General features: G+C 60.3%; 17 protein-coding genes. 9 read left to right on the plus strand and 8 right to left on the minus strand.

Annotated features, from left to right (window positions below; all coding sequences use genetic code 11):
- Positions 1-52 precede the first annotated feature (52 nt).
- From FW800_RS20100 to FW800_RS20120, 5 genes are all read right to left on the minus strand, one after another.
- Positions 53-1339 carry an ABC transporter substrate-binding protein gene (locus tag FW800_RS20100; protein ID WP_078822160.1) on the minus strand — a complete coding sequence of 429 codons (1287 nt, stop codon included), beginning with the start codon at positions 1337-1339 and terminating at the stop codon, positions 53-55.
- A gap of 104 nt (positions 1340-1443) precedes the next feature.
- Positions 1444-2703: a D-mannose isomerase gene (locus tag FW800_RS20105; RefSeq protein WP_446438311.1), complete on the minus strand. Its 1260-nt coding sequence runs from the start codon at positions 2701-2703 to the stop codon at positions 1444-1446.
- Between the two features lie 185 nt (positions 2704-2888).
- Positions 2889-3713 carry an ATPase gene (locus tag FW800_RS20110; RefSeq protein ID WP_032879754.1) on the minus strand — a complete coding sequence of 275 codons (825 nt, stop codon included), beginning with the start codon at positions 3711-3713 and terminating at the stop codon, positions 2889-2891.
- 126 nt (positions 3714-3839) lie between these two features.
- Positions 3840-4838: an NAD-dependent epimerase/dehydratase family protein gene (locus tag FW800_RS20115; protein ID WP_032879753.1), complete on the minus strand. Its 999-nt coding sequence runs from the start codon at positions 4836-4838 to the stop codon at positions 3840-3842.
- A 52-nt stretch (positions 4839-4890) separates the two neighbouring features.
- Positions 4891-5784, minus strand: a complete 894-nt coding sequence (locus FW800_RS20120) for a LysR family transcriptional regulator ArgP (protein ID WP_446438312.1) — start codon at positions 5782-5784, stop codon at positions 4891-4893.
- A gap of 100 nt (positions 5785-5884) precedes the next feature.
- Here FW800_RS20120 and FW800_RS20125 point away from each other — a divergent pair, with 100 nt between their 5' ends.
- The 6 genes from FW800_RS20125 to FW800_RS20150 all read left to right on the plus strand — a co-directional run bounded on the left by FW800_RS20125 (position 5885) and on the right by FW800_RS20150 (position 13016).
- Positions 5885-6484 carry a LysE/ArgO family amino acid transporter gene (locus FW800_RS20125; protein WP_032879749.1) on the plus strand — a complete coding sequence of 200 codons (600 nt, stop codon included), beginning with the start codon at positions 5885-5887 and terminating at the stop codon, positions 6482-6484.
- A 178-nt stretch (positions 6485-6662) separates the two neighbouring features.
- Positions 6663-7259 carry a superoxide dismutase gene (locus FW800_RS20130; protein WP_003212997.1) on the plus strand — a complete coding sequence of 199 codons (597 nt, stop codon included), beginning with the start codon at positions 6663-6665 and terminating at the stop codon, positions 7257-7259.
- 150 nt (positions 7260-7409) lie between these two features.
- On the plus strand, positions 7410-7619 hold the full coding sequence (locus tag FW800_RS20135) for a hypothetical protein (protein ID WP_146097885.1): 210 nt from the start codon (positions 7410-7412) through the stop codon (positions 7617-7619).
- Between the two features lie 230 nt (positions 7620-7849).
- A complete protein-coding gene (locus FW800_RS20140; RefSeq protein WP_446438313.1) occupies positions 7850-9901 on the plus strand; it encodes a putative bifunctional diguanylate cyclase/phosphodiesterase in 2052 nt (683 codons plus the stop codon).
- 126 nt (positions 9902-10027) lie between these two features.
- Positions 10028-11356 (plus strand): imelysin family protein, encoded by a 1329-nt coding sequence (locus FW800_RS20145; protein ID WP_032879743.1) that lies wholly within the window; start codon positions 10028-10030, stop codon positions 11354-11356.
- Positions 11357-11561: 205 nt separating this feature from the next.
- Positions 11562-13016, plus strand: a complete 1455-nt coding sequence (locus FW800_RS20150) for a TrkH family potassium uptake protein (RefSeq protein ID WP_032879741.1) — start codon at positions 11562-11564, stop codon at positions 13014-13016.
- Here FW800_RS20150 and FW800_RS20155 read toward each other — a convergent pair.
- The gene (locus FW800_RS20155; protein ID WP_446438314.1) at positions 12973-14031 is read right to left on the minus strand and encodes an AraC family transcriptional regulator; all 1059 of its coding nucleotides are present in this window, start codon (positions 14029-14031) and stop codon (positions 12973-12975) included. The genes FW800_RS20150 and FW800_RS20155 overlap by 44 nt on opposite strands.
- A gap of 161 nt (positions 14032-14192) precedes the next feature.
- Here FW800_RS20155 and FW800_RS20160 point away from each other — a divergent pair, with 161 nt between their 5' ends.
- The 3 genes from FW800_RS20160 to FW800_RS20170 all read left to right on the plus strand — a co-directional run bounded on the left by FW800_RS20160 (position 14193) and on the right by FW800_RS20170 (position 16347).
- Entirely contained in the window at positions 14193-14504 is a 312-nt protein-coding gene (locus FW800_RS20160) for a DUF962 domain-containing protein (RefSeq protein WP_005790802.1), read from the plus strand.
- Between the two features lie 360 nt (positions 14505-14864).
- On the plus strand, positions 14865-15047 hold the full coding sequence (locus FW800_RS20165; RefSeq protein ID WP_032879737.1) for a hypothetical protein: 183 nt from the start codon (positions 14865-14867) through the stop codon (positions 15045-15047).
- Between the two features lie 103 nt (positions 15048-15150).
- On the plus strand, positions 15151-16347 hold the full coding sequence (locus tag FW800_RS20170; protein WP_005790807.1) for an MFS transporter: 1197 nt from the start codon (positions 15151-15153) through the stop codon (positions 16345-16347).
- Here FW800_RS20170 and arfB read toward each other — a convergent pair.
- Entirely contained in the window at positions 16344-16757 is a 414-nt protein-coding gene (gene arfB, locus FW800_RS20175) for an alternative ribosome rescue aminoacyl-tRNA hydrolase ArfB (RefSeq protein WP_003193787.1), read from the minus strand. The two genes, FW800_RS20170 and arfB, sit on opposite strands and share 4 nt — an antisense overlap.
- Positions 16758-16866: 109 nt before the next feature.
- Entirely contained in the window at positions 16867-18285 is a 1419-nt protein-coding gene (locus FW800_RS20180) for an amino acid permease (protein WP_032879735.1), read from the minus strand.
- Positions 18286-18530 lie beyond the last annotated feature (245 nt).

Genomic DNA, 18530 nt, shown 5'->3' on the forward strand with positions numbered 1-18530 from the left:
GTTGCCTGCATCGCGGGCAAGCCCGGCTCCCACAAAAATCCGCTACCAAGTATTACTTGGCCGACTTGATCGCAGCACCCAGCTTCTTGGCGGTGTCGGCCGGGTCGGCTTTCGGGTCGTTGATGTAGTTGGTCACTACGTCAAAGAACGCACCTTGCACCGCCAGGGTAGTGGCCATGTTGTGCGCCATGCTTGGCTGCAGGCCGCCGGTCTTGGCATCGGTCAGGAAGTCCTTGGCGGCGGTCTGGGCGCAGGAGTCGAAGCCGTAGGAATCCATCTTGGTCAGCATGTCGTTACGCACAGGGATCGAGCCCTTGTTGATGCTGAACACTTTCTGGAAGTTTTCACCCAGCACGACTTTGGCGATGTCCTGCTGACCTGCGGCAGTGCCTTTGTCTTTCTGCTTGAACACCGCCAGGGAGTCGATGTTGTAGGTGAAGGCTTTGTCGGTGCCAGGGAACGCTACGCACTCGTAGTCCTTGCCAGCGACTTTCTTGGCGGCAGTCCACTCGGACTTGGCCCAGTCACCCATGATCTGCATACCGGCCTTGCCGTTGATGACCTTGCCGGCTTCGAGGTTCCAGTCCTGGCCTTTGCCGTCCACGTCCATGTAGGTCGCGACTTTCTTCAGCTCAGTGAGGGACTTGACCATTTGCGGACCGGTCAGGGCGTCGTTATCCAGGTCGACCAGGGCTTTCTTGTAGCCATCAGCCCCCATGACCGAGAGCACTACCGCTTCGAAAACAGTGCTGTCCTGCCAAGGCTGGCCGCCGTGGGCAAGCGCAATGAAGCCTGCAGCTTTGAGCTTGTCGCCGGCTGCGTAGAATTCTTCGAGGGTGGTTGGGTTCTTGGTGATACCGGCTTTCTTGAAGACTTCCGGGTTGATCCACAGCCAGTTCACACGGTGGATATTCACCGGTACGGCCACGTAGTCACCGTCGTACTTCACGGTGTCGGAGACTTTCTTGTCGAGCAGGGAATCCCACTTTTCTTCTTTGGCGACGTCTTTGAGCACGTCGGTGTCGAGCAGGCCAGTGGACGCCCATTCCTGAATGTCGGGGCCTTTGATCTGGGCTACGCCCGGTGGGTTGCCGGCAACCGCACGGCTTTTCAGCACGGTCATGGCCGTGGCGCCACCGCCACCTGCAACGGCACCGTCTTTCCAGGTGAAGCCGTCTTTCTCAACTTGGGCCTTCAGGACATCCACAGCCGCTTTTTCACCACCGGAAGTCCACCAATGCACCACTTCCACCGTACCTTTGGAGTCGGCGGCAAATGCACTGAGGGGAAACAACGAGGCAATGGAAATAGCAACGGCGAGGCGATTAATCGCGTTCATCTGAGTACCTTTTCTTGTTGTTATGCATGCAAGTCTAGAGCTTGCGCTGCACGGAGTTTAAACAGGGATTTTCCAGGCGCAGGTAACAAAGGGACGCACAAATGTCACCACTTGGTGACATAACGTCCGCTGCCCAATGCACTGGCCAGGCTGGGTGCCAAGGGTAACGCCGGCAGCACGACCGCTTGCCAGGCATGGTACAGATCAGGTTTGCCGCCCCAGATTTTGCTGCTGGGTTGGTTGTGCGGGCTGAGTTCGTGGTGCCAACTGCCATGGAGCCGATCGATGAAGTGGGTTTCACAAAACTCCCAGATGCGTCGATACCAGATCTCGTAATGCAGTTCACCCGTACGTTTGAGCAGTGCCTGAGCAGCGGCGCTGGCTTCTGCGTGGGTCCAGTGCAAGCGCTCGCGTACAACCGGGCGCCGGTTCCAATCCAAAGTGTAGACAATGCCCGGTGCACCATCCACGGCCCAGGCATATTCACAGGCGCTGGCAAACAGCCCTTTGGCGTCGTCAACCAACCAAGCCGGCGTATCCAGCCCGGCCTGCAGGCGCGCAGCTTCCAGGTGCAGTAGCAGCCGCGCCCATTCGAAACCGTGCCCAGGGGTGATGCCGTAGGGGCGAAACCCATCAGCGGGGTTATCTTCGTTGTAGCCCAGTAGAGGTTTCCACTGCGCGTCAAAGTGCTCGATCACCATGAACTGGTTGCTGGCGGCGTGGGTGTGGATCACCCGCTCGACGATGCGCAGCGCACGGTCCAGCCAACGGCTGTCAGCAGTGACATCGGCCAGGGCCAGGAAGGCTTCGGTGGCGTGCATGTTGCTGTTGGCGCCGCGATAGCCTTCGACACCACTCCAGTCCCGGGCGAAAGATTCAAGCATGACGCCCTCCTCCTCGCTCCAGAAGAACTGGTCGATGATATGGATGGCGTCGTTCAACAAGGTTTGCGCACCCGGCGCGCCAGCCACCACCGCAGAGCTGGCGGCCAGGGCCACGAATGCATGCAGGTACGCTGCTTTGCCGGTGTTGCCATCCAGGGCTTGGGGCGCGGCGAACCAGCCACCGTGCTCACTGTCGCGCAGCGGGCCGCTGAGAGCCGTCACGCCATGCGCCACCAGCTCGGCATAACCGGGCAGCCCCATGACATGGGCCATGGCGAAACTGTGGGTCATACGGGCGGTGTTCATGGTTTCGGCGCGGGCATCGGCGGGCAACTGGCCTTTATCGTCGAGGTTGCCGAACCCGTCCGGCAGGCGCGATGCCTTGGCGAACGCCAACAGGCGCTGGCCTTCAGCGGCGAGCCAGGCGTGGTGGGCAGGTGCGTTCAGCCAACTGCTGGCAGGCAGTGGATGGGTGGTCATGGGTGGCCCTTATTGTTTTTTGTGGGATGACCGGAGTCTAAACAAGGGCGCGGTAGGGGCAAGTAACGAAGGGGAGAAGAAATGTCACTATCTGGTGACAATCAATCTCCAAGTGAAAATCCAAAATGTGGGAGGGGGCTTGCTCCCTCCTACATTTAGATCTCATTCAAAGGCCATAACTTCGTTCATTGACCCAGCGGTGTGGCCGCAGCAGGCGCATTGAGGCGCTGGTTCAGATTCTGCACCTGGCTCTGCAAGGTGGTGATATTGCGCGTGGTCTGGATGCGGAACACATCAAACTCCTTGTTGGTCGGCGCATCGACGTTGGCAGGCTGGTTTTCCTGGGCACTCTTGAGTACCAGCAAATCCTGCTCAAGACGGGCGATGGCGGCGCCTGGATTGCCCTGCTTCTTCAAGGCTGCCACATCAGTGGACAAGTCCTTGATCTCACCTTGGGCCGCCTTGAGGCTGGCGACAGCGTCGGTCAGGGCCTGCACCTGGCCTTGCAGCTTGGCATTGGCAGCCGTCAGTTCGGTGGTACTGGCGCTCATCTGGGCCAGGCGACTATCCAGCTCGGTGGCTTGGCCGGCGACGCCCAACTGTTGCTTGCCCTGCTCCTGCAACTGGGCTTGCAACTGCTTGATCTGCAATTTCAGCGCCTCGCTGCCGTTGTTCACGCTGGCTTCGCTGGCCACGACCTTGCCGGAAATATCCTGCAGGCGCCCCGCCGCTTCCTCGCTGATGCGGGCGAAGCTTTCCTGGGTGGCGACCAGTTGCTGGCCCATCAGGGAAATCTGCTGGAAGCTCCACCAGGCCAGGCCGGCGAAAGCAATCAGCAATGCGCCTACCAACGCCCACAACGGGCCGGTGCTGGCACTTTTAACTTTGACCACTGGTGTGGTTCGCGAGCGCACCGAAGTGGCGGCAGTCGGCACGAAATCATCGTCGTCCCCGAGGTCTGCCCGCAGGCTGGGCACGTTGTCGAAGTCGTCTTTTGCATCGTTACGCATGAATCTACCTTGAATCAATGAGGTGGCTGCTCAGAGGCCGAGCGGCGCAAGTATAAACCGTGCCCCAGACGCATAGGTCGACACGGTCCGGCGAATTCGGTTCCCGATGTGTTGCTGGTTATGAACTTACTTGAGGCCCGGATCCTGGGCTTTCCACCAACTGCAGAACTCATCGAGCGCGGCCCACAGGGTGACCTTGGGGTCGTAGTCCAGATAATGCCTGGCACGGCTGATGTCGAGGGTGAAATCTTTGTTCATCACCTGCATGCCCAAACGCGATAACGAAGGCTCCGGCCGCCCCGGCCACATCGCACAGAACGCCTCATTCAAGGCCGCCACGCTGTAGGACAAACCGTAAGACCGATAACGGGTAACTTGGGGCAGCTCCATTTGCCGCATCACATAATTGACCACATCCCATATAGGCACCGGTGCGCCGTTACTGATGTTGTACGCCTTGCCCAGCGCCGAGCCGGGTGCGAGCAGGCTGCTGAGCAGCGCTTCATTGAGGTTGTGCACGCTGGTGAAGTCGACCTTGTTCAGGCCGTCGCCGACAATGGCCAGGCGGTTCTTGCGCTGCATCTTCAACAGCCGCGGGAAGATGCTCATGTCGCCGGCACCGGTGACAAAACGCGGGCGCAACGCCAACACCTCAAGACCGAACTCCTGGGCACCGAAGACCTTCTGCTCGGCCAGGTATTTGGTGGCGGCATAAGGATGCTTGAAACGCTTGGGCACCTGCTCTTCGGTGATGCCTGAATGGTCGCGGCCGTCGAAGTAGATCGACGGCGACGACAGGTGCACCAGGCGCCCCACGCGCTGCTTGAGGCAGGCTTCGACCACGTTTTCAGTGACCAGCACATTGCCTTGGTGAAAGTCCTGATACTTGCCCCACAACCCGACGGCGCCGGCGCAATGCACCACGGCTTCAACGTCGCGGCACAGGTCACGCACCAGGTCGGCATCATTCAAGTCACCCTGGATAAACTCGGCACCGCGCCGAACCAGGTGTTCGACACCCTCGGCGCGTCGCCCGTTGACCCGCACATCCAGGCCCTGTTCAAGGGCAAAACGCGCAAAGCGCCCGCCGATGAAGCCGCTTGCGCCGGTGACCAGAATTTTCATGTAGTACTCCGTGTTCTTTCGTTTTTCATCGCTGTGGCCTTGACGCCCGCCATCACTTCAACGGCACCAACCAGTGGCCACAAACCTGGGCCAGATGGTCGGTCAACAAGCCCAACAGTTGCCCGCCACTGCGCCAATGATGCCAGTACAGCGGCACATCGATGGGCTTATCTGGCAATAACTCCACCAATACGCCGGTTTCCATCTGGTCGCGCACCTGTAACTCGGGCACCAGGCCCCACCCAAGACCGGCTTCCGTCAGGCGAATAAAACCCTCGGACGACGGGCATAGATGGTGCTCAAAACCTCCGTCCACCCCGAGGGAAGCCAGGTAACGGTGTTGCAGGAAATCATCCGGGCCGAACACCAGCGCCGGCGTGCGCGCCAATTGATCGGCGCGCACGCCCGCCGGAAAATGCCGGGCAATAAACGCCGGGCTGGCCAGCGCCCGATAACGCATGGCGCCCAGTAACAGGCTGCGAGCACCGGCCACCGGGCGCTCGCTGGCACAGATACAGGCCGCAACCTCACCGGCACGCATACGCTTGAGGCCCACAGTCTGGTCTTCGACCACCAGGTCCAGCAGCAAGTGCTGTTCGGCGCAGAAGTCGCTGATGGCCTCGGCCCACCATGTGGCCAGGCTGTCGGCATTCAGGGCGATGCGCAAGCGCTCGGGCATACCCTCCTCGTCCAGCGCCGGCACCTGGCTTTGCAGGTCACGCTCCAGCAAACGCACCTGTTGCACATGGTTGAGCAGGCGTCGGCCGATGTCGGTCGGGGTTGGGGGCGAGGCCCGTACCAGCACCGGCTGCCCGATACGCGCCTCCAGCAGCTTGATGCGCTGGGAGATCGCCGACTGCGACAGCCCCAGCACCTGGGCACCGCGCTCGAAGCCGGCTTGTTCCACCACCGCCGCCAGGGCGGAAAGCAACTTATAGTCGAACATCAGTTTTCCTAATGAGCGATCAGCAATATTGGTTTTTCTTATACAGGTCCGACCCGCACCATAGCCAGCATCGTTTAAGCATCAACAAGGATCCTTCAGTATGTGGCAGAGCTATATGAACGGCTTGCTGGTGGCCCTCGGGCTGATCATGGCAATCGGCACCCAGAACGCGTTCGTCCTCGCGCAAAGCCTGCGCCGCGAGCATCACTTGCCCGTCGCGGCCTTGTGCGTGATCTGCGATGCGCTGCTGGTGGCCGCCGGGGTGTTCGGCCTGGCCACCGTGCTGGCCCAGAGCCCGATACTGCTTGCGGTGGCACGCTGGGGCGGCGCAGCGTTCCTGCTGTGGTATGGCGCATGTGCGCTACGCCGGGCCTGTTCGAAACAAAGCCTGGATCAGGATGCCACTCTCAAGACCCGCTCATTGCGCGCGGTCCTGTTGAGCGCGCTGGCGGTGACCCTGCTAAATCCCCATGTGTACCTGGACACCGTGCTGCTGATCGGTTCCCTGGGCGCGCAACAAACGCAGCCGGGGGCTTACGTGGCCGGTGCCGCCAGCGCTTCGTTCCTGTGGTTCACCACCCTGGCACTCGGCGCGGCGTGGCTGGCACCCTGGCTGGCACGCCCGGCCACCTGGCGCCTGCTGGACTTGCTGGTGGCAGTGATGATGTTCTCGGTGGCCTACCAATTGATCAGCGCCTGACCAATAGTTGAAAACGCGCTGGAACCTCTATCCCACACAGTTGTTGCGTGGTTATGCCGCACCCCCGGTGCTATGATCGGACCCCTGCGCCGCAAAGAGTACAAACTCCCCGGCGCATGTTTGGCCGCCCGTGATCGGCCTTGCGCTCACCGCAACTGACCTGATTAGGAGAATCATCATGGCTTTCGAATTGCCGCCGCTGCCCTACGCACACGATGCCCTGCAGCCGCACATCTCCAAGGAAACCTTGGAATACCACCACGACAAGCACCACAACACCTATGTCGTGAACCTGAACAACCTGGTGCCTGGCACCGAGTTCGAAGGCAAGACCCTGGAAGAAATCGTCAAGTCTTCCTCGGGCGGCATCTTCAACAACGCCGCTCAGGTCTGGAACCACACCTTCTACTGGAACTGCCTGGCGCCAAACGCCGGCGGCCAACCAACCGGCGCACTGGCTGAGGCCATCAATGCGGCGTTCGGTTCGTTCGACAAGTTCAAGGAAGAGTTCACCAAGACGTCCGTCGGCACCTTCGGTTCCGGTTGGGGCTGGCTGGTGAAAAAGGCTGACGGTTCCCTGGCCCTGGCCAGCACCATCGGCGCCGGCAACCCGCTGACCAGCGGCGACACCCCGCTGCTGACCTGCGACGTATGGGAACACGCCTACTACATCGACTACCGCAACGTGCGTCCAAAGTATGTGGAAGCGTTCTGGAACCTGGTCAACTGGAAGTTCGTGGCTGAGCAGTTCGAAGGCAAGACCTTCACTGCCTAAGCAGCGCGTTCAGTAAAAAGAGCCCGGCGATTGCCGGGCTTTTTTGTGCTCGCCAGGCAGACCGCCCGGAAATAGCGGAACTCAACAGTAACAATTCACCACACAAACGCCAGGAGGAATAAACCTCCTAAACCAATGTGGAGAATGACGATGGATCCTATTTCGATGGCAGCAGGGGTTATGGGTGCAATCCCAATGGTGGCGGGTATTGCTGATAAAGGGATGGATCTGGCAAACGGCGCAATGGGCGCGGGACACAAAGTCCTGGACATGGCAAACAAAGTCCTGGACATGGTCGGTGAAGGCGCCAGGATCGGTGGGGAACAGCCAAAGCCCCAGGGTCAGATCAATTTTTCTTAAATCGTCACCCACTCGAAGGCGGATCTCCTCCGCCTTCTCTCCTGCCGAGCGTGCAGCCCCCTAGCCTTTCCTGTTTACGACAAGCCCGAATATCCGCGGGCGCCCACCTGCGTTTATCCAGCTCAAACCTCAATTGAGCTCAGCCCCCAATGTCCCTTTGACTGCCATCCTCAGATTGCCAATACTCATGGCATATTGACGGCCACCCGCATGAGACAAGGAATGCCCCTTTGAAGCTGGAACTCAAAAACAGCTTGTCGGTGAAGTTGCTACGGGTTGTGCTGCTGTCGGCCTTGATCGTCGGCGTGGCGTTGAGCGTGGCGCAGATTGTTTTTGATGCCTACAAGACGCGCCAGGCTGTGGCTGGCGATGCGCAACGTATCCTCGACATGTTTCGCGACCCCTCGACCCAGGCCGTCTACAGCCTGGACCGCGAGATGGGTATGCAAGTGATCGAAGGGTTGTTCCAGGACGACGCCGTGCGCATGGCCTCCATCGGTCATCCCAACGAGACCATGCTGGCGGAAAAAAGCCGCGCGTTACAGCAATCCCCCAGCCGCTGGTTGACCGACCTGATTCTGGGCCAGGAACGCTCCTTTACCACCGCATTGGTCGGCAAAGGCCCCTACAGCGAATATTACGGCGACCTCAGTATCACCCTGGATACCGCCACCTATGGCAGAGGTTTTCTGGTCAGCTCGGTCATCATCTTTATCTCGGGCGTATTGCGCGCCCTGACCATGGGGCTGGTGCTGTACCTGGTGTATCACTGGATGCTGACCAAACCGCTGTCACGGATTATCCAGCACCTGACATCGATCAACCCGGACCGCCCCAGCGCACACAAGATCCCTCAGCTCAAGGGCCACGAACGCAACGAACTGGGGCAGTGGATAAACACCGCCAACCAGTTGCTCGAGTCCATCGAGCGCAATACCCACCTGCGCCACGAGGCCGAATCCAGCCTGTTGCGCATGGCCCAATATGACTTCCTGACCGGCCTGCCCAACCGCCAGAAGCTGCAGGAACAGCTGGACAAGATCCTCACTGACGCCGGCCGCAGGCAGCGCCGGGTGGCGGTGTTGTGCGTTGGGCTGGATGATTTCAAGAGCGTCAACGAACAATTCACCTACCAGGCCGGCGACAAACTGCTACTGGCCCTGGCCGATCGCCTGCGCGCCCACAGCGGACGCCTCGGCACGCTTGCCCGCTTGGGAGGCGACCAGTTCGCCCTGGTGCAGGCCGATATCGACCAGCCTTACGAAGCCGCCGAACTGGCGCAAAGCATTTTGGATGACCTGGAGGCGGAGTTCGCACTTGAGCATGACCTGATCAGGCTGCGTGCCACCATCGGCATCACGCTATTCCCTGAAGATGGCGACAGCACCGAGAAGTTGCTGCAAAAAGCCGAGCAGACCATGACCCTGGCCAAGAGCCGCTCGCGCAACCGCTATCAGTTCTACATCGCCAGCGTCGACAGCGAAATGCGCCGGCGCCGCGAATTGGAAAAGGACCTGCGCGATGCGCTGAGCCGCGACCAGTTCCACCTGGTGTACCAGCCGCAAATCAGCTACCGCGACCATCGCGTAGTCGGCGTAGAGGCCCTGTTGCGCTGGCAACACCCGGAGCACGGCCTGGTACCGCCGGATCTGTTTATTCCGCTGGCGGAACAGAACGGCACCATCATCCCGATCGGCGAATGGGTGCTGGACCAGGCGTGCCGGCAACTGCGCGAATGGCATGATCAGGGCTTCACCACGCTGCGCATCGCCGTCAACCTGTCCACCGTGCAACTGCACCACACCGAGTTGCCGCGGGTGGTCAACAACCTGATGCAGATCTATCGCTTGCCGCCCCGCAGCCTGGAACTGGAAGTGACCGAGACCGGCCTGATGGAAGACATCAGCACCGCCGCCCAGCACCTGCTGAGCCTGCGTCGCTCCGGGGCGCTGATCGCCATTGATGACTTCGGCACCGGTTATTCATCCCTGAGCTACCTGAAAAGCTTGCCGCTGGACAAGATCAAGATCGACAAAAGCTTCGTCCAGGACCTGCAGGATGATGACGATGACGCAACGATCGTGCGCGCCATTATCCAACTGGGCAAAAGCCTGGGTATGCAGGTGATTGCCGAAGGCGTGGAGACCGCCGAACAAGAGGCGTACATCATCTCCGAAGGCTGCCATGAGGGTCAGGGTTATCACTACAGCAAACCGCTGCAGGCGCGGGAGCTGGCGGCTTATTTGAAGCAGTCCGAGCGTAATAACGCGGTGAGTCTGTGAATTAACCAACCAATACCAAATATTTCCCGCGTATAAGCCTTTACACAAAATGCAAATCTTTCGCATTATGTCGCAGCTTTTGCGCTCCCCGCGCGCCCTATTCACACTCGAAGCAGGATGTTCGCCATGATTCGTATGCCCTTGGCCACCGCCAGTCTGCTGGCCATTGCCATTTCTCTCGCCGGTTGTGGCGAAGGTAAAGACAAGGCCGCCGCGCCTCAAGCACCCGCCGCCGCCAGCACAACCGCACCGGCTGCCGGCCAGGTCGACGAAGCAGCCGCCAAGGCGGTTGTCGCGCACTACGCAGACATGGTGTTTGCGGTATACAGCGATGCCGAATCCACCGCGAAAACCCTGCAGACAGCGGTCGACACCTTCCTCGCCAACCCGAACGACGAAACCCTGAAAGCGGCCCGTACCGCCTGGATCGCCGCGCGCGTCCCGTACCTGCAAAGTGAAGTGTTCCGCTTCGGCAACACCATCATCGACGACTGGGAAGGTCAAGTGAACGCCTGGCCCCTGGACGAAGGCTTGATCGACTACGTCGACAAATCCTACGAGCACGCACTGGGTAACCCGGGCGCCAACGCCAACATCATTGCCAATAGCGAGATCCAGGTCGGCGAAGACAAGATCGACGTCAAGGAAATCACCCCGGAAAAACTCGCCAGCCTCAATGAGCTGGGCGGTTCCGAGGCGAACGTTGCCACCGGCTACCACGCCATCGAATTCCTGCTCTGGGGCCAGGACCTCAACGGCACCGGCCCAGGCGCGGGCAACCGTCCGGCCTCGGACTACCTGACCGGTGACGGTGCCACCGGCGGTCACAATGAGCGCCGCCGCACTTACCTGCGCGCAGTGACTCAACTGCTGGTCAGCGACCTGGAAGAAATGGTCGGCAACTGGAAACCCAACGTCGAAGACAACTACCGCGCCACCCTGGAGTCGGATCCGGCTACCGACGGCCTGCGTAAAATGCTGTTCGGCATGGGCAGCCTGTCTTTGGGCGAGCTGGCCGGCGAGCGCATGAAGGTGTCCCTGGAAGCCAATTCGCCGGAAGACGAACATGATTGCTTCAGCGACAACACCCACAACTCGCAGTTCTACGACGCCAAGGGCATCCGCAACGTTTATCTGGGTGAATACACCCGCGTTGACGGCACCAAGCTGACCGGCGCCAGCCTGTCGTCCCTGGTAGCCAAGGCCGATCCGGCTGCCGATGCCGCCCTCAAGGCGGACCTGGCGGCAACCGAAGCGAAGATCCAGGTCATGGTCGACCGCGCCAACGCCGGCGAGCACTACGACCAGTTGATCGCCGCAGGCAACGACAAGGGCAACCAGATCGTACGCGACGCGATTGCCGCCCTGGTCAAGCAGACCGGTTCGATCGAGGCCGCTGCCGGCAAGCTGGGCATCGGTGACCTGAACCCGGACAGCGCTGATCACGAGTTCTGATCCCTGCGGTACTGAAAAAGGCGACCTTGTGGGAGGGGGCTTGCTCCCGATAGCGGTGGATCAGCAGATACATTCTGCGCTGATCAGCTGCTATCGGGAGCAAGTCCCTCCCACATTTTGCTCCGTGTAACCTCAAGCACTCTGGTTTACATGCCCAGCACCGTCGGTAGAATGGCGCCTCTGCCCAATCACCCGAGCGAACTTCATGGCGTTGCCGACCCTACGTATCATCGGTTTCATCATCGGCATCTTCCTGATCACCCTTGCCGTCGCCATGGTCATCCCGATGGCCACCCTGGTGATCTTCGAACGCACCAGCGACCTGCCCTCATTCCTGTGGGCCAGCCTGATCACCTTTATCGCCGGGTTGGCCCTGGTCATCCCCGGTCGCCCGGAGCATGTGCACTTGCGCCCCCGGGACATGTACCTGCTGACCGTCAGCAGTTGGGTGGTGGTGTGCATCTTCGCCGCCCTGCCCTTTTTGCTGACCCAGCACATCAGCTACACCGACTCGTTCTTTGAAAGCATGTCCGGCATCACCGCCACCGGCTCCACCGTGCTGAGCGGCCTGGACAGCATGTCGCCGGGCATCCTGATGTGGCGTTCGCTGCTGCACTGGCTCGGCGGTATCGGCTTTATCGGCATGGCGGTGGCGATCCTGCCGCTGCTGCGTATTGGTGGTATGCGCCTGTTCCAGACCGAATCCTCGGACCGCTCGGAAAAGGTCATGCCCCGCTCGCACATGGTGGCGCGGCTGATCGTGGCGGCGTATGTGGGCATCACCATCCTCGGCAGCCTGGCATTCTGGTGGGCCGGAATGGGTTTGTTCGATGCGATCAACCACGCAATGTCGGCGATTTCCACCGGCGGGTTCTCCACCTCGGATGAGTCCCTCGCGCACTGGAAACAACCGGCCGTGCACTGGGTCGCGGTGGTGGTGATGATCCTCGGCAGCTTGCCGTTCGCCCTGTATGTGGCCACGTTGCGCGGCAACCGTCGAGCGCTGATCAAGGACCAGCAGGTGCAAGGCTTGCTCGGCCTATTGCTCGTGACCTGGCTGGTGCTCGGCACCTGGTACTGGTGGACCACCGACCTGCATTGGCTCGATGCCTTGCGCCATGTGGCGCTGAATGTGACTTCGGTAATGACGACCACCGGATTTGCACTGGGGGACTACAGCCTGTGGGGCAACTTCTCACTGATGCTGTTCTTTTACCTGGGCTTTATCGGCGGCTGCTCGGGCTCCACGGCCGGCGGCATCAAGATCTTCCGTTTCCAGGTCGCCTATATCCTGCTCAAGGCCAACTTGAACCAGTTGATCCACCCACGTGCGGTGATCAAGCAAAAGTACAACGGTCATCGCCTCGACGAAGAAATTGTGCGGTCGATCCTGACCTTTTCATTTTTCTTTGCCATTACCATCTGCACCATCGCCCTGGCCTTGTCACTGCTGGGCGTGGACTGGATGACCGCGCTGACCGGTGCCGCCAGCACCGTGTCCGGCGTCGGCCCGGGCCTGGGTGAAACCATCGGCCCGGCCGGCAACTTCGCCACCCTGCCGGATGCAGCCAAGTGGATTCTGTCGCTGGGTATGCTGCTGGGTCGACTGGAGATCATTACCGTGTTTGTGCTGTGTATTCCGGCATTTTGGCGCCACTGACCGACGACATTTCCTGCAGCCGTGCCCGGTACTCGCCGGGCGTGGCATTGAACCAGCGGCGAAACGCGCGGAAGAAGTTGCTCGGGTCGGCGAACCCCAGCAGGTAGGCAATTTCCAGCAAGGTCATGTTTGGCTGCGCCAGGTATTGCTCGGCCAGCTCGCGGCGGGTGTCATCGAGCAAGGCCTGGAAACTGGTGCCCTCCTCCTGCAAACGTCTTTGCAAGGTACGTTGGGACAGATGCAGTGTCTGGGCCACCGCTTCGCGCTTGGGCTCCCCCTGGGGCAGCAGGCGGCACAACACCTGTCGCGCGTTGTGGGTGACGCGACTTTCGGAGAAACGCGCCAGGTATTCACCGGCAAAACGATCATGCAATAGCGCCATGGCCTCGTTGGCCGTGGGCAGCGGTGCATCCATGTCGGCTTGCTCGAAGATCAGCGCGTCATAGGGCGCATTGAATTGCAGCGGCGCATGGAAGGCCTGTTTGTACGGCGCCAGGTCCGCTGGTTGATCGCCCTGCAGCAGCACTTTGCGCGGTTGCAGGGTGCGCCCGGTAAGCCAGCCGCACAGCGCCAGCGCACTGGCCAGCGAGGCTTCGGCGCTTTGCCGGGTCGGCGGCAGATGATCGCCATGCACTGTCAGAATCAACGCATAGCCTTCGGGTAAGAGTCGGAAGCTCAAGTCGGCGCTTTCGGCGATGATGCGCTGGTAGCGCACCAATCGCATAAAGCCTTCAGCCAGAGTGTTGCTGGACATCAGCGCATAACCGGCAACATGGAACGAGGCCGGCCGCACCACCTTGCCCATGTTCAAGCCAATCGCCGGGTTGCCTGACACCTCCACAGCCCGCTGCCACAGGCGGGTCATGGAATCCTGGGGAAAACGCGCGTCCGGGTCACTGAGGGCGGCATAGTCCAGGCCCAGTTGCTTGCACAACGCACGGCAATCCAGGCCGTCCATTTCCAACGCCTTGACTATCCCCATCGCCCAGCTTGCAGAAGTTGTTCGTTCGCTCATGGCGTCTTCTTATTGAAAGCAGGCTCAAACGGCAGCCAGGAAGCCAAGGATACTAAAGTGGCATCTATTGTCACTGGCTGATACCACTGATCACTCTAGACTCAAATAAGCTCCCCGCCGAACACCTGTTGGGCGGTACAACAACCAGAGGGCCGGCCACCGTGGAAAACACCAGGAAATTCAACAGCTTTGCCGAGTTTTACCCGTACTACCTGAGCGAACATGGCAACAGCACCTGCCGGCGCTTGCATTTCATCGGCACCACCCTGGTGATCGGTATCCTCGCGTACGCCATAGGCCGGGGGTCACTGCTCCTGTTGCTGGCCTTGCCAATCGCAGGCTACACCTTTGCCTGGATTGGCCACTTCTTTTTCGAAAAGAACCGTCCGGCGACCTTTCAGCACCCGTTCTATAGCTTGCTGGGGGATTTCGTGATGTACCGCGACATGATCCTGGGCAAGGTACCGTTCTAGGGGGCGTTCTCATGTCACTTGCGTCGCAAGTATGAAAAATTATGCATCCGCCGAGATAAAAGTCTTTTTGTCATTTACGGTGCTGTATCCTGCCAAGGCTTTTTGAGAGCGCGCAATCACCTGCGATTGAAAACAGACCTTGCGAGGAGCGACGACGATGCACGAGATACCTAATCTCCCCTTCCCAAGCCTGCACCCAACCGAGCAGCCAACACCGCAGCAGGCCAGCAACAAGCAGCCTGCGACCAAAGAAGCAAAACCAGTCGACAGCAAACGCCAAGACTGACGCCGTACCAGACCGTGTGGAAAGCGCACCTTTGAGCGCTTTCCACACTGCCTGAATCATTCGAGACGCTCATCATGACCACAACCCTTCCCGATACGCCGGACGCCGCCGTGCTCGACGCTGCCTTGCAGATGGTCGAAGTCTGGAACCGCCTCAGTGCAGACAAGCAAGCCGCACTGCTCAAGCGCTTCGGCACCCAGGAAAATGCCCTGGCAGCCCTGGTGACGACTCAATTGCTGGCTCCCGCCCAAGCCTGATGCATCTTTGATCCGAGGTTTTACATTTTTGCCGCCCTGCCCGGCCTGCGCGCCGGTATCATTAGCAGCCTATCTTTACCTGCTGCGACAGTGGACCTCTCCCATGCCAGATACCCAGCGACCCATGGCCGTCACGCTGCAAGTCGTTTCCATCGTGCTGTTTACCTTTATCGGCTACCTGAATATCGGCATCCCCCTGGCTGTACTGCCGGGCTATGTGCATAGCCAATTGGGCTATGGCGCCGTGATCGCCGGGCTGGTCATCAGCGTGCAATACCTGGCGACCCTGTTGAGCCGCCCCTATGCCGGCAAGATTATCGACAACCTGGGCAGCAAGCGCGCCGTGCTGATTGGCCTGGTGGGCTGCGGTTCAAGTGGCGTGTTCATGTTGCTGGCGGCGTGGTTTTCCAGCCTGCCGGCAGTGAGCCTGGGCAGCCTGTTGATCGGTCGACTGGTGCTGGGCAGCGCCGAAAGCCTGGTGGGTTCAGGCGCGATCGGCTGGGGCATCGGCCGCGTTGGCGCGGCGAACACCGCCAAAGTCATCTCCTGGAACGGTATCGCCAGCTACGGCGCGCTGGCGGTCGGCGCACCATTGGGGGTGCTGTTGGTCAGCCGGTTCGGGCTGTGGAGCATGGGCGTGAGCATCATTCTGCTCGCCGTGCTGGGCGTGTTGTTGGCCTGGAAAAAACAAGCCGCGCCGATTGTACCCGGCGTACGTCTGCCGTTCATGAATGTGCTGGGCCGCGTGTTGCCACACGGTTGCGCGCTGGCGCTGGGCTCCATCGGCTTTGGCACCATCGCCACCTTTATCACCCTGTATTACACCACCCAGCACTGGGATAACGCGGTGTGGGCCTTGAGCCTGTTCGGCGCCAGTTTTATCGGCGCACGCTTGCTGTTTGGCAATTTGATCAACCGCATTGGCGGCTTTCGCGTCGCGATTGCCTGCCTGTCGGTGGAAGTCCTCGGCCTGCTGTTGCTGTGGCTGGCGCCGGATGCCCAACTGGCGCTGGCTGGCGCGGCGTTGAGCGGCTTCGGCTTTTCTCTGGTATTTCCGGCGCTGGGCGTGGAGGCGGTCAACCTGGTGCCCGCCTCCAGCCGTGGCTCGGCGGTAGGCGCCTATTCGCTGTTTATCGACTTGTCCCTGGGCATCACCGGGCCACTGGCAGGCGCCGTGGCAGCAGGTTTCGGCTTTGCATCGATCTTCCTGTTCGCCGCCCTCGCCGCCGCCGCCGGTTTGCTGCTGAGTCTGTACCTGTACCGCCAGGCACCCAAGGCCCGGGAAACGCGCGACGCCTAGAAGTCGACCTTGCCACGCCCGGCCTTGATGCTGCCGCGCTTGGTCTTGGACTCCAGGCGGCGCTTCTTGGACCCCAGGGTGGGCTTGGTCGGACGGCGCTTTTTCTCGACCTTGGTGGCGCTCTGGATCAACTCCACCAGGCGCTCCAACGCATCGGCACGATTCTGCTCCTGGGTACGGTATTGCTGGGCCTTGAGCACCAGCACACCTTCGCTGGTAATACGGCTGTCGCGTAGCGCCAGCAAGCGTTCCTTGTAGAACTCCGGTAATGAAGACGCCGGAATATCAAACCGCAGGTGCACTGCGCTCGACACCTTGTTGACGTTCTGACCACCGGCGCCCTGGGCGCGGATCGCGGTCAGCTCGATCTCGGCATCGGGCAGCTGTACGTTATTGGAAATCACCAGCATGAGTAACACGGTCCTCCGGAAGAAGCCCTAGGATACGCGAATGCACCTTGGCCATCCCCTCAAACAACAAACCCGGCACAAGGCCGGGTCTGCTTAACAACATTGACGCTTACTTCACCGCGGGGACCGCCATATCCACGGACTGCTGCGCCCGCTTGTTCTTGATCCAGTAACACACCCCCATGAACGCCACCCACACCGGGATCGCGTACACCGAGCGGTCAATGCCTGGAATCATCAACATGGTGCCCAGGATAAACACCACGAACGCCACACAGATAATGTTGCCATACGGATACCACAGCGCCTTGAACAGCGGCACCTGGCCGGTGCGATTCATGTGCTGGCGGAACTTGAAGTGCGAGAAGCTGATCATCGCCCAGTTGATCACCAGCGTGGCCACCACCAGCGACATCAGCAGTTCCAGCGCGTTATGGGGCATCAGGTAGTTCATCAGCACCGCCACCAGGGTGATCGCCGCCGAGGCCAGGATCGAGCGCACCGGCACGCCACGCTTGTCGATCTTCGCCAGGGCCTTGGGCGCGTCGCCCTGCTCGGCCATGCCCAGCAACATACGGCTATTGCAGTAGGTGCCGCTGTTGTACACCGACAGCGCCGCCGTCAGCACCACGAAGTTGAGGATATGCGCGGCGGTATTGCTGCCCAGCATAGAGAACACCTGCACGAACGGGCTGCCACTGTAGGCATCGCCAGAGGCGTTGAGAGTCGCCAGCAGGCTGTCCCACGGCGTCAACGACAACAGCACCACCAGGGCACCGATGTAGAAAATCAGGATGCGGTAGATCACCTGATTGATCGCCTTGGGGATCACGGTGCGTGGTTGATCGGCTTCGGCGGCGGTAAAACCAAGCATTTCCAGGCCGCCGAACGAGAACATGATGATCGCCATGGCCATCACCAACCCGCCAACACCATGGGGGAAAAACCCGCCGTGGTCCCACAGGTTGCTCACCGAGGCTTGCGGGCCGCCGCTGCCACTGACCAGCAGGTAGCTGCCCAAGGCAATCATGCCGACAATTGCCACCACCTTGATGATGGCAAACCAGAACTCGGCTTCACCGAAGACCTTGACGTTGGCCAGGTTGATCACGTTGATCAGCACGAAGAAAGCCGCCGCAGACACCCAGGTCGGGATCTCCGGCCACCAGTAGTGCACGTATTTGCCGACAGCGGTCAGCTCCGACATACCCACCAGAATGTAAAGAATCCAGCAGTTCCAGCCCGACAGAAAGCCGGCGAAACCGCCCCAGTATTTGTGGGCAAAATGGCTGAACGAACCGGCTACCGGCTCTTCGACGATCATCTCGCCGAGCTGGCGCATAATCATGAAGGCGATAAAGCCGCAGATGGCATAGCCCAGGATCATCGACGGGCCGGCGGATTTGAGCACCCCGGCCGAGCCCAGGAACAGACCGGTGCCGATGGCGCCACCGAGGGCGATCAACTGGATATGCCGATTTTTCAGGCCGCGTTTCAGCTCGCCTGAAGAGGAATGGGTTCCACTCATGAAAGGGTCTCACGCAAGGTTTGAGGATATGAATGCAGGTTGCTGCCTTGAATTACCGACTCAAGCAGCGCCGTTCAAACCCCAGCGCAGGCACCAGGAGTACAGCGTCTTTCTAACGGTCATGCGTCACCTGTTTGTTTTTATCTGTGACGAAATCGAACCCGTCCGGCTCGTGGCCAGGCGGAATGATCAGGGGGATCGAACCCTGAGGTCTTGGCCTTTTGCGTGGGTACGCAAGGGGGGTC

The organism is Pseudomonas sp. 910_23, from assembly GCF_052850795.1.

Coding starts and splice junctions, on each gene's coding strand:
- FW800_RS20100 (WP_078822160.1), bottom strand. CDS start 1,339: ATGAACGCGATTAATCGCCTCGCCGTTGCTATTTCCATTGCCTCGTTG.
- FW800_RS20105 (WP_446438311.1), bottom strand. CDS start 2,703: ATGACCACCCATCCACTGCCTGCCAGCAGTTGGCTGAACGCACCTGCC.
- FW800_RS20110 (WP_032879754.1), bottom strand. CDS start 3,713: ATGCGTAACGATGCAAAAGACGACTTCGACAACGTGCCCAGCCTGCGG.
- FW800_RS20115 (WP_032879753.1), bottom strand. CDS start 4,838: ATGAAAATTCTGGTCACCGGCGCAAGCGGCTTCATCGGCGGGCGCTTT.
- FW800_RS20120 (WP_446438312.1), bottom strand. CDS start 5,784: ATGTTCGACTATAAGTTGCTTTCCGCCCTGGCGGCGGTGGTGGAACAA.
- FW800_RS20125 (WP_032879749.1), top strand. CDS start 5,885: ATGTGGCAGAGCTATATGAACGGCTTGCTGGTGGCCCTCGGGCTGATC.
- FW800_RS20130 (WP_003212997.1), top strand. CDS start 6,663: ATGGCTTTCGAATTGCCGCCGCTGCCCTACGCACACGATGCCCTGCAG.
- FW800_RS20135 (WP_146097885.1), top strand. CDS start 7,410: ATGGATCCTATTTCGATGGCAGCAGGGGTTATGGGTGCAATCCCAATG.
- FW800_RS20145 (WP_032879743.1), top strand. CDS start 10,028: ATGATTCGTATGCCCTTGGCCACCGCCAGTCTGCTGGCCATTGCCATT.
- FW800_RS20150 (WP_032879741.1), top strand. CDS start 11,562: ATGGCGTTGCCGACCCTACGTATCATCGGTTTCATCATCGGCATCTTC.
- FW800_RS20155 (WP_446438314.1), bottom strand. CDS start 14,031: ATGAGCGAACGAACAACTTCTGCAAGCTGGGCGATGGGGATAGTCAAG.
- FW800_RS20165 (WP_032879737.1), top strand. CDS start 14,865: ATGACCACAACCCTTCCCGATACGCCGGACGCCGCCGTGCTCGACGCT.
- FW800_RS20170 (WP_005790807.1), top strand. CDS start 15,151: ATGCCAGATACCCAGCGACCCATGGCCGTCACGCTGCAAGTCGTTTCC.
- arfB (WP_003193787.1), bottom strand. CDS start 16,757: ATGCTGGTGATTTCCAATAACGTACAGCTGCCCGATGCCGAGATCGAG.
- FW800_RS20180 (WP_032879735.1), bottom strand. CDS start 18,285: ATGAGTGGAACCCATTCCTCTTCAGGCGAGCTGAAACGCGGCCTGAAA.